The sequence below is a fragment of the Bradyrhizobium sp. RDI18 genome (assembly GCF_043203335.1).
In the GTDB taxonomy this organism is placed as follows: Bacteria; Pseudomonadota; Alphaproteobacteria; order Rhizobiales; family Xanthobacteraceae; genus Bradyrhizobium; species Bradyrhizobium retamae.
In genome coordinates, this window is sequence record NZ_JBICRN010000008.1 from 2,817,865 (window position 1) to 2,831,049 (window position 13,185).

Below are 13,185 nucleotides of genomic sequence, written 5' to 3' on the forward strand. Positions count from 1 at the left end.
ACCAGAAAGAGAGTTGCTAATCGCCTGTCAAATTTTACAGGTAACACTTATTCAGTTTGATTACGCTAGACCTTTTTGGACAGAACACAATACAACATGCCCGGCGCGACGAGCGCCAGGTCTCTTGTGCATCTCGCGAAATGGGAGGGTGTGGATGATTAGGACAACAAACCGCGCCGCAGCGCCTCGGCAACGCATTGGGCAATAGATGCTGCACCGAGCTTGCGGCGAGCGTTCTCAAGATGAAACAGGACAGTGCGCGGCGCCATCTGGACCAGTACCGCGATATCCGCGACTGTTTTTCCCTGCGCAGTCCATGCAAGGCATTGGCGCTCGCGCTGAGTGAGTTCACTTTCGGAGAGTTTAGACGCCATTGACGTTGTCGCCGACCTTGGCATCGACATGGTCAAGGCCGGTGCGAGCGGATATCCGCGCCAGCTCGCGCGCCTCGAGCATGTTCCGCGCGAAACGCACCTGTCCGCCTTCCTCTCGCGCCAGCCCCTGCTCGATCAGCCATTGCCGTCTCGTTCGGAGCGCCGTCTCGACTTCCGCGCCAAAGCCGGTCGACGCGAACTCATCGGGCTCCTTCCCAACGAGCCTGCGATCGAGCCAGATTGCCCCCAACGCCTGCGGCAGATCTTCAAGCCTTTGCCATGACAGCACCGCGAGCCATGAGCAAACGTAATCGGCATGACGCACGGTCGGCACGATGCCGAGCGAGGCACAGCAAAATGCCGAGGCTATCTCGGCGATGATCTCCTCGAAGCGTATTTCTTCGTACCGAAAGCACCTGACAGATCGCGGTTGAGACGGGTAGAATGGCCGCTGGCATGCGCCAATTCGTGAAGCGCTGTCCGATGCCATTTGATCAGTTCGAAATAGGCAGCCGGTTGCGGCACCTGAACGTAGTCCTCGGAAGGACAGTAAAAGGCTTATTACCGCCAATCCGGAAATCGATGCCGCTCGCAGCGATCCGCGCTTCGACCTGCGGCTCTATCACGCGGCAAATTGCCGGCACGGAGGCGACCTGAGTCATTTACCTTCTATGTTGTCGTACCAGTCGTGTCCGGTTGAAGACGTCGATGTGGGAAACCCGACTACAGCAGCTAAGTCATTCCGCGGCTGCTGCGGCAAACACGTGGTTTTTCTCTCTTCAAGCGACGCCCGCAGGCCTTCGGCACGCCGATTGCTGAGATGAAAACCGCCGCACAAAAAAAGTGGCGAGCTGGCCCCAGGAGTTCACAATGAGACTTGCTTCATTGACCCTGATCAATGCGGCGTTGAAGCCCGACCAACGAGATAGTCGCGGGCATCAAGCGGACTCCTGGTCGTCAAGCGGCGTTAAGCTTCGGCGCGAATGGCCAATGTCATAGCCAAATTATGCAAGGCGCGTCATTCCAGATCTTTCTCTCGGCCGAGGATGCGCAACCAAAGGAGCTGGTCGTGGATGGGATCGCCGTACCGGAAAGCCGCCTCATCTGCAATACCGGAAAGCTCGTGCTTTGGAAGAAGCCTGCGGTTTTCGTGAATGGCGCGGAGATGTCCAAGTCGGTGGCCTTCGCAGAACTGTCGATCTGCAATCCCGCCACGACGCTTTATGACGTAGTCGCAGTGGAGGCGGTGAGTTCGCCCGGCGTTTATGAGACCATACATCCGAAGGGCGTCGAGGGCGAGAATATCACGCGTGCCGATCAATACGAGGCGGGCTATGACGAGCTCGCCTTTGTTGACAATGAGGCCGCCTCGCGCTGGCTGATGCGGCAGGAGCTCGATAGACCCATTCGGCGAGGTGCCGCGCCATTGAAGAGCGGCGCCGACAGCAAAGCGGCGCAGGGCTTCATTGACTTTCCGAAAGGGCCGGAGGCTCACGCGATCATCGAGCGCTACGGTTAGATGCCCGAGAACCAGAGTTGGACCGCATGAACATCGTCTCGGCTGGCATCTGCCCGTCGGCTAGGCTGACGGTCAGGCTCGCCAGCCTCACGACCGTGGCCCTACCGCATTTGCACGCCGTTCTCTTGGCTTGGTGATCTTCGATTTTTCTCTGATCCTAGCCATGGCTCTGATCGATAGCGCAGCGCAGGGATAGGGTACGGATGACCCACTGGAGCAAACCAAAACCACGCGTGATTGAAGGCGGTAAAGCCAATCGCCATTGCGTCCTGATGCTTCGCAGCCGCGGACAGCGTGGAATTTTTGGCCGCTTGCGGCGATCCTCCTCAACGCGCTCCTCTGGGCCGGTATCCGCTGGGTCGTCGGGGCGTTCTTATGAGCGAGATGGCGTGACCGAAGCAGCAAAAGCTAGCGCCACATGGTTGGCGCGTTGGCAAACGCCCTCTGGCCTACACCCCTCTCGTCGACTGACGCTTCTCCGAACGAGGCCCACGATGCAGCGTATGCAAGTTAACGAACGCCACACACGCACGCCCGGCGGTTGTTGACCACGCTGTTCCAGAACCACAAAGCGCGCTTTTGATCTGGACGCGCCGGCAGTTCACAGTGTCCCACTTCGCGCACCGCTTTCGCCGGGTCCAACGGTGAAGCTCACGTCCCGCAAAGCCCAAAATTCTCGGTAGTAGCGACGCGGGGTGAAGCTCTTGCCGGTGATGCGGGCGAGCGGAGCGGCTGCCCGCTGCAAGCGGAGCACTATCGATTGCTTAAGGCGATCGGGCGCAGATTCGAAAATATGATAGCATTTGCTCAGCCGTTCGACTGCCACGAGAGCGTCAGAGGACATCGGCGAATCCTTTCCGTGTCTTCTGAAACGATCCGTATTCTCCTCGCCCCGCAGTCTTTCCAGCGCGATGCGGATCTTCTCCTCCGCCGAATACTGTCGGCGTCTGGCGCCGAATGTCCTTTAGCACTCGTTCTGCCGGCGCTTTGGCCGGCCCGGATTTCTGTTTCATCTTCGCTCCTGTGGCTACGATGAACCAGAATCCTCCCTCCGCAATTGGCGAGAGTCTCCTAGGCTCCGCCTGACGCCTCATCACTGATTTGGCTAAAAAGCAACTCCCATTTCTGGGAGCGCTTCGGCGCGCTTCGCGCCTATTGCTCGGCGGTTGCGGATGATAGGGCCTGTGCCGCTCAGGGTTGATGGTCTGGAAGTCGGAATCGACGGCTGCAGTGAAACTGAAGCGCCTACTTTGGATCGTCAATCCTAAGAGCCTCATGGAGGCCGAGGTACCCATTCTAAGGTCCCTCGGTTGGGGCGTTTTCATTCCGAAGGTTCTGCGGGCCGATAGCGGCTTCCGCAGCGGCCGCGTCAGGCCGAATACGTGCCAGCCTTGGCATCGCCCGGAAGCCGACCTCTCCGTCCTAGACTAGAATCGTTTTCCCTCAGGCATGCGGTCCAGTATTTCTGGAGTTTAATCATGGCACTTTGTGACGATGCTAACGTCAATGCTCTCCGTCCTGCTTCCGGCCATGAATACAAGAAAGCGATGCCATGGCTTCACCGCGAAACGCAATTTGCCTGCGAAGGCTTGGGTGATCTCGTTACGCTTGAGAAGGCAAAGCTGCGGGACGATATCAAAGGCCCCCGATAAGGCTTGGAGTGACTAGCTCAAGCGCTTCAAGAAGTAAGGCAAAGTCGCGCATAGCCCCTGAGTGAAGGGAACAGATTTCCGATCTCGAACCGAACTGCTCGATGGCGCGCGATCTCGCGGGGCCCCGTCGGTGCGTCGGAGGTGGCGGGAGGGTGCCACTAACGACGGCTAGTCTCTTTTTTGTCTAGGCTGCAGGATGCCCCACAGTGCGGAGAAGCGAACTAACTCCATCTCGCGAGGGTCGGCCATCCCCCATCGCTCTCGGAGTTGAGATAGCGCAAAGTTCTGCCCGGCAAGCGTTGCTATCCAGCTCCGGTCCACGCGAAGGATGAGAATATGCGGACGGAACTTGCGACGTGCTACGGTCAGGAACGCCTCCCGCGTTACACCAGCTATCCCACCGCCCCGCATTTCTCGGCGACTGTCAACGAAAATACCTACCGCAGCTGGCTTGAATCCGTCGGCCCCCACGGATCCCTCTCGCTCTATCTGCACGTCCCGTTCTGTCGTTCCATGTGTTGGTACTGTGGCTGCCACACATCCGTCACCCGACGGAACGAGCCGATCGCGGTGTACGCGGCGGCGCTTCGCTGCGAAGCTCAGTTGGTGGCGGATGCCCTTCGGCATCGCGCGCGTGTGACGCATATTCACTTCGGCGGCGGAACTCCGACGATCATGTCGCCTGAACTCTTCGTGGATCTAATCGGCGCGCTACGGCATTGCTACTTCGTCGTCCCGGAGGCAGAAATCGCCGTCGAGATCGATCCCCGGACCCTGAGCGAGCCGATGACACAGGCATTGGGCTATTGCGGCGTCACTCGCGCCAGTCTCGGCGTTCAGAGCTTCGATCCGAAGGTGCAACGCGCCATCAATCGCATTCAAAGCTTCGAACAGACGGCGACCGCTGCGCGCCGGCTCCGCCAGGTCGGGGTACGCGGTATCAATTTCGATCTGATCTACGGACTTCCGCATCAGACGGTTGAATCTTGTCTGTCGACCGTGGCCCGCTGCGTCGAGTTGCGCCCCGATCGCTTCTCCGTCTTCGGATATGCTCACGTCCCCTCGTTCAAGAAGCATCAGCGCAAGATCGACGAGGCCGTCCTTCCCGACAGCCTGGAGCGTCATCTTCAGTCCGAAGCCATCGCCGATGCGCTCGAATCCGCCGGCTATGTCCGCATAGGATTGGATCACTTCGCCTTGCCGACCGACAACATGGTCCTTGCGCAGCGCGAGGGACGGCTGAAAAGGAATTTTCAGGGCTACACCGACGATGGCGGCGACGTCCTCATCGGCCTCGGCGCCAGCGCGATAGGAAGTCTGCCGCAGGGCTTCGTCCAGAACGCCGTCTCGACGCGCGACTATCTGCAACGCATGGCGGAAGGTCGCTTGGCCACGACGAAGGGTTACTCGTTTACCGAGGACGACAGATTTCGCGCCGACATTATCGAGCGGATCATGTGCGATTTCGCCGTCGACCTTCGTCGTGTCTCGCGCAGCCACGGCCGACATCCGGAAGCTGCCGTGGTTGACCGAGATCGGTTCGGGCGACTGCTGGATGACGGCGTGGTTAGCATGGAGAGCGACGTTCTGAGGGTAAACCAGGAGACAAGGTTTCTGGTGCGCAGCGTGGCGTCGACCTTCGACGCACACCTGGCTCGCACCGCCGGCGCGCACAGTCGAGCCGTTTGAGGCCCGAGCTTTTTGCACACAAGCCGACCGCCAGACGCCTTGACGCACCCGGTTCAGGGGAGCCGAGCGTGAAGACCAACCTTGGAGATGTCTGGGACATGAAGGCATCCATTTCGGATACGAACCTCCCGGCGGAGGTCGCCACCCTTGCAAATCGGCTCGGCGCCGACGGCAAGCCCGACAGGGTGCACCTCACCCAATATGGGACGATGACGGAGGGGCCGGGCAAGCCCTGGATGCGGTTCTCGGCCACCGATACCATTGAGCTTGCGACCACCGCGTTCGACTGGCGCGCACGGACGGGCCCACTGTCGTGTCTAACGGTTGTCGACCAACTGTCCCCGCGCGGCACCCGCTCGGAGCTTCGGCTATTCGGAATATTTCCGCTTGCCCCTAGAGCGTCACCAGTTTTACGGGCGAAACAAATGGTCCGATGATGTTGCCGAGATCATCAACCGGCACTTCGAGGTGGCCATTATCCACTTTTCGGGATTTCCACCGAAACAACCTTGGAGGCCGCCAACAAAGTTTCGAGGGCGCGTCTTCCGGCGAGGCGTTTGGCCGTGAGGCGCCGCAGTCCTACAGCGGGCGCGCGATCATCATTCCGGCCAGCGCGACCTGATGGAGCGCATCCGTGCTCTCGGCGCTCGTCTGGTGTTCGCCCAATGCTACGACCCGATCGTCAGTGGGAGAACGAGTCCCAGATGCCGCGCGCCAAGACGATCTTGATTCCTCTGCCAGGAACGATCTTCAAGCAAGCCAACACATGGAATGGAAGCGGCGGCTGATCGAGCGCCGCTTTCATACGTCCTTTTTGCCGCACGGCAATCCGGTGTTCATGTTGGGCGCAGAAAAACCTGATCCTCACGGCCTGCCGGCCCTAATGTGGCCGCGTAGTTCACGCCGTTGAGAGGAAACTTTGTCTCCGGCTGAGACGCACTCGGCAGCAGGTTATGCAAGCGCATTCCTTGCATGAAGTCTTCCGACGCCCAATGGGGGCCGTGCTGGAAGTCCACGGGGAGGTACATTGATAGATTCGGCAGCGGACCCGGCTCGCAAGCCGACTGATCTGCCGGGCCTGAACTAGATGCCACTCCCAACGGCGCGGGTTCATCAGCATTCAGTAGCCGCCAAAGCTCCTTCGGAGAGAACTGCTCTGGATTTAGAGCGAAGTACTCTGGACCGGCGGGGACTGGCGACGGGATGGATCGATTATCCAGCATTCGCTGAAGCTCGCCTGGAGAGAACTGCTCTGGATTGAAAGTAAACTCTTCTGGATCGACGGAGAGCGACTGGGCAGCGTGATCGTCCTGTCTTCCGCGAAGCTCGTCATGCAAGTCCCTTTCCAGTCGCTCAAGCTCCGCTGAAGGGACTGAGACTGGGGATGGGATGGATTGATCATTCAGATGATCCAGCACTCGCCGAAGCTCCTCCGGAGCAATCTGCTCTGGATAGAACGCGACGTTCTCTTGGACGAAAGCCGACGGGGCGGATTGATTATCCCGCCGTCCCTGAAGCTCCTCTCGTCGAGTGTCAGCTTTCTGCGACGCGCTGTGCTGCGCAGCGGTGGCGCCGACGCGCCTCGGCTCCATCACTACCGCCTCTTCGGGATTGATGAGGGCCACGTTCGGGGCGTAAGGATTCCGCGTGGCGCGGCGTATGATCGGCACGGCTCCTGACCGCAAGGTCCGGAGATGGTCTAATGCCCTAATGAGCCTCTGATTACCGTTTCCGATGTACTCATGCACGTCACTGCCATTGCTGTTCAGCGAATTACTGTCGAGCCGAGCAACAATGCTCGGTTTCTTTTTTGCGAAGAGCCAGCGGCTAAAGCCAAGAAGAGAACTTACATACTGCTGGGCAGTGCCTTTGGCGGTCCCGCCCTTGATGAGGGCCTCCCCAAGCCCCAAAATCGCGGGAGCATCCTCGGAATAAAGAGGCTGCCTGTCGTGCCGTATCACAACCCCCGTTGACTGAGCCGGGCGCAGCGCCGAGGCTGGCGGCATTGCTCCACCACCTTCACCTGAATTGGCGATCTCGCTCAGCTGCCGCTCAATGGCAACGTCTTGCGGATTATTTGTGGTCCTCGGCCTCTTCGCTGCTCTCAACCCAGCTGTATCGCGCTCATCGTTGATGAGGACCTCCTCGCTTGGCAGGATGTTGCTCCTGGCAATTGCACCCATCAGCCCGTTGGGGGACTGCTGGCCGTCGCTAGACACATTGGGACGGAGGCCACCGCGCGGCCCCCGATCGGGCATCGCGGCACCGGCTGGGCGCGCCTGGTGCAATTGCTGCTCAAAGGCCCCTTGGCCGACGTAGCTCGCTTCAGGCTCGTGCGAGACGGGGGGCTCTACCTGCGGCCAACCTCTTACATTGAATGAGTCAAAATTGTGCGGGTCCATCCCAGCCTCACGTTTACAAATCACCTGAGCAACCTTACTCGGGCAAGCTTTCGAAAACCTGACGAGGCCGTCGCTCGTGAAGTAATGCATCGCCACATTCGCAAAAAACGAGACTGCCCCGCGGCTCTCAATGGTCAATCATGGTGTCGAAGGATAACGGCGCGCTCGAAGCGGCGTTCGCAAAGCTGCTGGCGCTGGCGCGGCGCGTGCGCGAGCAGAAGCAGCATCAGCGCGGACCGAAGGTCTATTCCCTGCACGCGCCGGAGGTCGAATGCATCGGCAAAGGCAAGGCCCATCGGCCTTACGAGTTAATGGCATGGACCACGCCCGCTCTCAGAGGCAACGTGCTACCCCGCGGGCAGCAGCAGGAGCGCAAGCCATGTCGAATACGAACATTATCACAATCGTATCGATCTCGGGAAGAACACATTCCATGTCGTTGGTCTCGATGCCACCGGCGCAATCACGTTACGCAAGAAGCGATCTAGAAATCAGCTTGACCAGTCGCTGAGCAATGTTCCGCGTTGCCTAATCGGAATGGAGGCGTGTGCAGGAGCACATCATCTGGGGCGCAAGCTCGAGAAATTAGGCCATCAAGTACGGCTCTTGCCGGCACAGTACGTCAAACCATACCTCAAGGGTCACAAGAATGACTTTCGGGATGCTGAAGCGATCGCCGAGGCTGCTCAGCGGCCGACAATGCGGTTCGTCCCAGTGAAGTCGGCCGAACAACTTGATTTACAGGCACTCCACAGAGTTCGCAGTCGATTGGTGACACAGAGAACAGCGGTCATCAATCAAATTCGGGGCTTTTTGCTTGAGCAAGGCCTACCAGTGCGGCAGGGAGCGGCAGCACTCCGATTGGCACTCCCCCAAATCCTCTCGATGCCTTCGGAAAGCCTATCACCTCAGGTGGTTCGGCTCATCCAGGACTTGGCCGAGGACTGGCGCTATCTCGACCGTCGCGTCGCGTTAGTCACCAAGGAGATCAATGAGATCGCGGAGCAAGATGCGCATTGTCGCCGCCTGATGAGTGCGCCGGGCGTCGGGCCAATCATCTCAAGCGCGATGATCGCCGCGATCGGAACTGGTGATGCGTTCCAGAAGGGCCGCGACTTTGCGGCATGGCTTGGCCTCGTACCAAAACAAATCTCGACCGGTGATCGAACCATTCTCGGTCGCATATCAAGACGCGGCAACCGTTATCTACGAACACTGTTCATTCAGGGAGCCAGAGCCGTATTACTGAGGCGCCAAACCTGGGCCAGGCACGGCTTCGGAGCCTGGCTGGAGGCAGCATCGAAGCGGCTCCACTCGAATGTACTGGTTGTTGCCTTGGCCGCAAAACTCGCGCGGATGGCCTGGAGCATGCTCGCAAAAGGCCGTGACTACGAAGCGAGTTTCCTGGGCCACGCTGCATAGCACGCCCGACCCGGGAAGGAAGGAAGATCCAAGATCCGATCGGAATAGCACACTATCCCGCCGAGGTTTGCGAGACGGAAAGAACGAATGGAGAAACGGTTCCACCGACACTTCTGAAGCCTGGTTCGACTCCATGGCCCTCCTTGAGGCCGGCGAGTTATTGAGGACAGAAGTGGCGCGGATATCCATAATGGCTCGGGGCGACAGCCTCAAATCGAAGCCGGATAGATTGGCGCAAACCACTTCATCCCTTTGTCGATCCCTCTTGCAACGCGGGCGTGGTCCATAGATCGGCGTCAAAGTCTCCGTCGCCACCACGATCGGCCACGCCAAGGGCGGCCAGTTCGTCACCCATGTGAAGGCGTTGCCCGGCAATCCCTATGACGGCCACACGCTGGCCACCGTGATCCCGGACATGGAGGCGCTGATCGGCAACATCATCGCGCGCCTCCTCGCCGACAAGGGATATCGCGGCCACAACGCGCCACCCGATTACAAGTCCAGGGTCTTCCTCTCCGGCCAGAAGCGAGGGGTGACGCCGAGGATCAAGCGCGAACTGCGCCGTAGGGCCGCCGTCGAGCCCGTCATCGGCCATCTCAAGGCCGAGCACCGCATGGGCCGCAACTATCTCTGGTTCCGCCAGGGCGACGCCGCCAACGCCGTCCTCGCTGCCGCCGGCTACAACTTCCCCGCCTCATCCGCTGGCTCAGCCTTTTGCTGCGCCTGTTCCTGACCGCACTCTTCCCCGGCCCGCTGAATAATCCGGCGTGAAATCGGTCTTCTTCACGGACGACAAGTTATTGAGGGCTAAAACGGCGAAAGAGGCCCCCTATTCGTTCACGGCAAAGTCGCAGACTGCGAGCCGACAAAACTTGCCTTTTCGGTCGAAGCCGAGAAGAGGCACCGCACTTGGGTGGTCTAATTTCAAACTGAGACACCACCTCCGAAGATCCCGAGAGCTGACACGACGAACCGCGCCGTCTTGTTGTCCTGGCGTGGACGATCAGTTGGTGCTCATCAAAAGAAATACTCGGGCGCCAGCCATTTGTGTGGGACGCCGGTCGTCAGACCGCCATCGATGACGATCTCGGAACCGGTAAGATAACTGGACTCGTCGCTGAGCAGGAACAAGACTGCCTGCGACACTTCCTGCGGCCGGCCTGCCCGTCCCAGCGGAATGGGGAAAGTGGAGGGATCGAAGCTCTCGGTCATCGGCGTGGTGATGAAGCCGGGATGGATCGAGTTGACGCGGACGCCCGAGGCCGCGGCCTCCAGCGCAGCAGACTTGGTTATGCCCCGCACGCCGAAATTGGAAGCAACATAGGCATGAAGCCCGGCAGTGCCCCGCAGCCCCTCGACGGACGAGATGTTGACAATCGAACCTCCGCCCCCGCGCCGGATTGCCGGCAGGGCCGCCTGCATTCCAAGGAACGCACCGGTTAAATTGACGGCAATAACCTTGTTCCACTGATCGAGCGGGAACTGCTCGATCGGGGCCATGCTGGCGATTCCAGCATTGTTAACCAGCCCATGCAGCGCGCCGAAGCTGCTCTCGGCGGTCGCGACCGCCCTAGCCCACTCCTCCGGCTGGGTGACGTCCTGACGCACATAGACGGCGGAAGTGCCCAGTTCAGCCGCGAGAGCCTCTCCTTCTGTATGAAGAATATCAGTGATTACGACCTTGGCGCCTTCAGCGACAAGCAGGCGCGCATGAGCTGCACCCATGCCACGAGCTCCGCCGGTTACCAGAATGACCTTTTCGTTCACACGTCCCATGACATGTTCCTTGCTTCGCTCCGTTGATCAGTGGCGGTGCAGCGGGGCGATCAGCTCGAGCCCATCTTTCTCGCGTAGACCGAAACTGGACACCTTGACGATCTCGCCGCCCGAAAGCTGGCGCGCCTTATCATTTCAGAAGAACTCTTCATGGTCCTCCATCAGTTCTTCCTACGCCGACTTGGCCGGATGCCTGCTCTAGCGAAATGGAGGTCAGCAGTTCGTAGGTGCAAGTGGAATTCTCCTCGAACATGCGCCCCGCCGCGCATGACCTAGCCATCCTTCGCCATGGGCATGGCTGCCGTCACCGAACTGCTCCGTCTTCTCGAAGGGACGACATTCTCGCCCGATAGTCCCGCCCTCCTTGATGAGATAGGCTGCTGCCGCGTACCGGCGCCGGCTCCCACCAAACAGGCGTTCGCGGCGCCGCCTGCTGCGTTGGATCAGGCTTTGGCGAGAGCAACGCACATGAGGTTCTGCCGCGTGCAGCGGCGGGAAGATCCAGGTCTTTCTCATCAGCGCGCCAATGATGGCGCGCAGAAAAGCTAGGAAATCTGATGCAAGGCAAAGCTCCCGCGACCGTTCCGTACGCCGGGCACGTCACCAGCTACCGCCATCGATTCGGCCTCTCTCACAAGCGGGGCGCGGAGACATGGATCTGCCGTGAGATCGTCTCAACAAAAGGGCGATCACACTACGCCTGCCGTGCAGCTCTCATCCGAACTTGAACAACACACCGTATCCGCCGCGCGGATAGCTCCATTCGATGTCGCCGGTGGGCTCGCCGATGACCCGGCAGGTGCCGCACTCGATGCAGCCGTCGACGGTGACCTCGACCTGCCCCTTGTCGTTGAGCTCATAGCAGCGCGCCGGGCAGACCTTTAAAAGTGCAAGCAGCTGCGGGGATGGCTGCGTGTGTGCGCGCACTTTGATGTGGGGACGACCGACGTCGACGAGATAGCGGTTGTAGAACAGCTTGTCCTCGACGCGCACTGATGTCTCAACATTCATATTTCAGCTTCCTTGGCTTCGATTTTGGCTGGTTAGCGCCAGGCACGGGCGAGGCGGAATGCATCGCCAAATAGACCGGTCCAGGACCGCGCATTGACAAAGGATTTCAATGTCACCTTCTCTTTCTCAGCCTTCGGCGTACCGTCGACGCGTACATAGTTCTGCATCGCCCTGGAGACGAGCTGCGGATAGGTGAGAAAGAAGTTTTGCGAGTTGGTATGCATCAGCATCGGCATATCCTTGTGCTTCTTGAGATCCTTAATCACGAAGGAGTCGTCCAGCATCTTCTTGTAGACTGACAGATTTGCCGCGGTCATGGGATGGCTGCGCGATTTCACCTGGACGATCGCTTCCGCCGCGATGCGGCCCGAAGTCATCGCGAGGTTAGAGCCCTCGCGATGAATGGCGTTGTTGAGCTGCGCCGCATCGCCCACCACTACCCAGCCATCGCCATAGAGCTGCGGGATCGCCTTGTAGCCGCCTTCAGGAATGAGGTGCGCGGAGTATTCCTTGACCTCCGAGCCCTCGATCAGGGGCGCCACGGACGGGTGACGCTTGAAGCGGTCGAGCAGCCCATATGGCGTCTCTCCGGTGCGCTGAAAGTCGGCGACGATACAGCCGATGCCGATCGAGATGCACTCCTTATTGGCATAGATGAAGCCCATTCCGGTCATGCCACTGGAAATGGTGCCGGCCGCTTCGACAACGACGCCTTCGTCGCCCTTGAGATTGAAGTGGGCCTCGATGGTCTCACGCGGCAAAAAGTGCATTTCCTTAACCGCGAGTGCCACCTTGTCGGGCTTGGGCCGCTCGCGCAGGCGCGCACGCGTACCGAGAAGGCCATTCACGCCTTCGGCCAGCACCACGACATCTGCGTGGATTTCGCCGTCGCGGCGATCCGTACGAACACCGATGACTTTCCCATGGGCGTCCCGCGCGAGCTCAGTGACGGTGGTCTCGCACAGCACGGTCGCGCCGGCCTCGCGCACTTTCGAGGAGAACCATTTGTCGAACTGCGCGCGGATGATCGTGTAGCGGTTCGGCCGCTCCTCGTTGAAGTCTTCGGAGCGGTAGTGCACGCCGAGATGGGAGCGATCGTCCATTATCCAGAACCGTTGCTCGACGAGATGACGTTCGAGCGGCGCGTCATCGCGGAAGTCCGGGATCAGCGTTTCGAGCATGTCGGCATAGAGGATTGCGCCCTGAACATTCTTCGATCCGGCATATTCACCGCGCTCGAGCTGCAGCACCTTCATGCCGCGTTGAGCCATGGCCAGAGCCGCCGCGTTGCCCGACATGCCGGCGCCGACCACGATTGCATCGAACTTCTCCTCGATCAC

The 13,185-nt window shown here is 59.7% G+C and carries 10 protein-coding genes and 4 pseudogenes; 7 read left to right on the forward strand and 7 right to left on the reverse strand.

Annotated features, from left to right (window positions below):
* Positions 1-158: 158 nt before the first annotated feature.
* Both ACFXS9_RS22705 and ACFXS9_RS22710 read right to left on the reverse strand, forming a co-directional pair.
* Positions 159-404, reverse strand: a complete 246-nt coding sequence (locus ACFXS9_RS22705) for a response regulator transcription factor (protein WP_392699960.1) — start codon at positions 402-404, stop codon at positions 159-161.
* Positions 364-1,000: pseudogene (locus ACFXS9_RS22710) on the reverse strand (zincin-like metallopeptidase domain-containing protein); the annotation flags it as partial. The pseudogene ACFXS9_RS22710 and the gene ACFXS9_RS22705, both read right to left, overlap by 41 nt.
* A 299-nt stretch (positions 1,001-1,299) precedes the next feature.
* Between ACFXS9_RS22710 and modA the strand changes: the two are divergent.
* Positions 1,300-1,893 (forward strand): molybdate ABC transporter substrate-binding protein, encoded by a 594-nt coding sequence (gene modA, locus ACFXS9_RS22715; RefSeq protein ID WP_392699962.1) that lies wholly within the window; start codon positions 1,300-1,302, stop codon positions 1,891-1,893.
* Between the two features lie 841 nt (positions 1,894-2,734).
* Here modA and ACFXS9_RS22720 read toward each other — a convergent pair.
* Positions 2,735-2,906: pseudogene (locus tag ACFXS9_RS22720) on the reverse strand (IS3 family transposase); the annotation flags it as partial.
* A 465-nt stretch (positions 2,907-3,371) separates the two neighbouring features.
* Between ACFXS9_RS22720 and ACFXS9_RS22725 the strand changes: the two are divergent.
* The 3 genes from ACFXS9_RS22725 to ACFXS9_RS22735 all read left to right on the forward strand — a co-directional run bounded on the left by ACFXS9_RS22725 (position 3,372) and on the right by ACFXS9_RS22735 (position 5,671).
* Positions 3,372-3,545 carry a hypothetical protein gene (locus ACFXS9_RS22725; RefSeq protein WP_156434030.1) on the forward strand — a complete coding sequence of 58 codons (174 nt, stop codon included), beginning with the start codon at positions 3,372-3,374 and terminating at the stop codon, positions 3,543-3,545.
* Between the two features lie 336 nt (positions 3,546-3,881).
* Positions 3,882-5,234: an oxygen-independent coproporphyrinogen III oxidase gene (gene hemN / locus ACFXS9_RS22730; RefSeq protein ID WP_057846781.1), complete on the forward strand. Its 1,353-nt coding sequence runs from the start codon at positions 3,882-3,884 to the stop codon at positions 5,232-5,234.
* A gap of 68 nt (positions 5,235-5,302) precedes the next feature.
* Entirely contained in the window at positions 5,303-5,671 is a 369-nt protein-coding gene (locus ACFXS9_RS22735; RefSeq protein ID WP_057846780.1) for a DUF6544 family protein, read from the forward strand.
* 399 nt (positions 5,672-6,070) lie between these two features.
* Here ACFXS9_RS22735 and ACFXS9_RS22740 read toward each other — a convergent pair whose 3' ends face one another.
* Positions 6,071-7,774 carry a hypothetical protein gene (locus tag ACFXS9_RS22740; RefSeq protein ID WP_392692211.1) on the reverse strand — a complete coding sequence of 568 codons (1,704 nt, stop codon included), beginning with the start codon at positions 7,772-7,774 and terminating at the stop codon, positions 6,071-6,073.
* Positions 7,775-7,803: 29 nt separating this feature from the next.
* On the opposite strand from ACFXS9_RS22740, the pseudogene ACFXS9_RS22745 reads away from it, so the two are divergent.
* The 3 genes and pseudogenes from ACFXS9_RS22745 to ACFXS9_RS22755 all read left to right on the forward strand — a co-directional run.
* Positions 7,804-7,944, forward strand: a pseudogene (locus ACFXS9_RS22745) (IS5/IS1182 family transposase); the annotation flags it as partial.
* Between the two features lie 100 nt (positions 7,945-8,044).
* Positions 8,045-9,058 (forward strand): IS110 family transposase, encoded by a 1,014-nt coding sequence (locus ACFXS9_RS22750; protein ID WP_057846779.1) that lies wholly within the window; start codon positions 8,045-8,047, stop codon positions 9,056-9,058.
* 292 nt (positions 9,059-9,350) lie between these two features.
* A pseudogene (locus ACFXS9_RS22755) lies at positions 9,351-9,829 on the forward strand (IS5/IS1182 family transposase); the annotation flags it as partial.
* A gap of 246 nt (positions 9,830-10,075) precedes the next feature.
* Here ACFXS9_RS22755 and ACFXS9_RS22760 read toward each other — a convergent pair.
* The 3 genes from ACFXS9_RS22760 to ACFXS9_RS22770 all read right to left on the reverse strand — a co-directional run bounded on the left by ACFXS9_RS22760 (position 10,076) and on the right by ACFXS9_RS22770 (position 13,185).
* Positions 10,076-10,834, reverse strand: coding sequence for a glucose 1-dehydrogenase (locus tag ACFXS9_RS22760; RefSeq protein WP_057846778.1), 759 nt, complete (start codon positions 10,832-10,834; stop codon positions 10,076-10,078).
* Between the two features lie 714 nt (positions 10,835-11,548).
* Positions 11,549-11,845 carry a ferredoxin family protein gene (locus tag ACFXS9_RS22765; protein ID WP_057846777.1) on the reverse strand — a complete coding sequence of 99 codons (297 nt, stop codon included), beginning with the start codon at positions 11,843-11,845 and terminating at the stop codon, positions 11,549-11,551.
* A gap of 32 nt (positions 11,846-11,877) precedes the next feature.
* A complete protein-coding gene (locus ACFXS9_RS22770; RefSeq protein WP_057846776.1) occupies positions 11,878-13,185 on the reverse strand; it encodes an FAD-dependent oxidoreductase in 1,308 nt (435 codons plus the stop codon).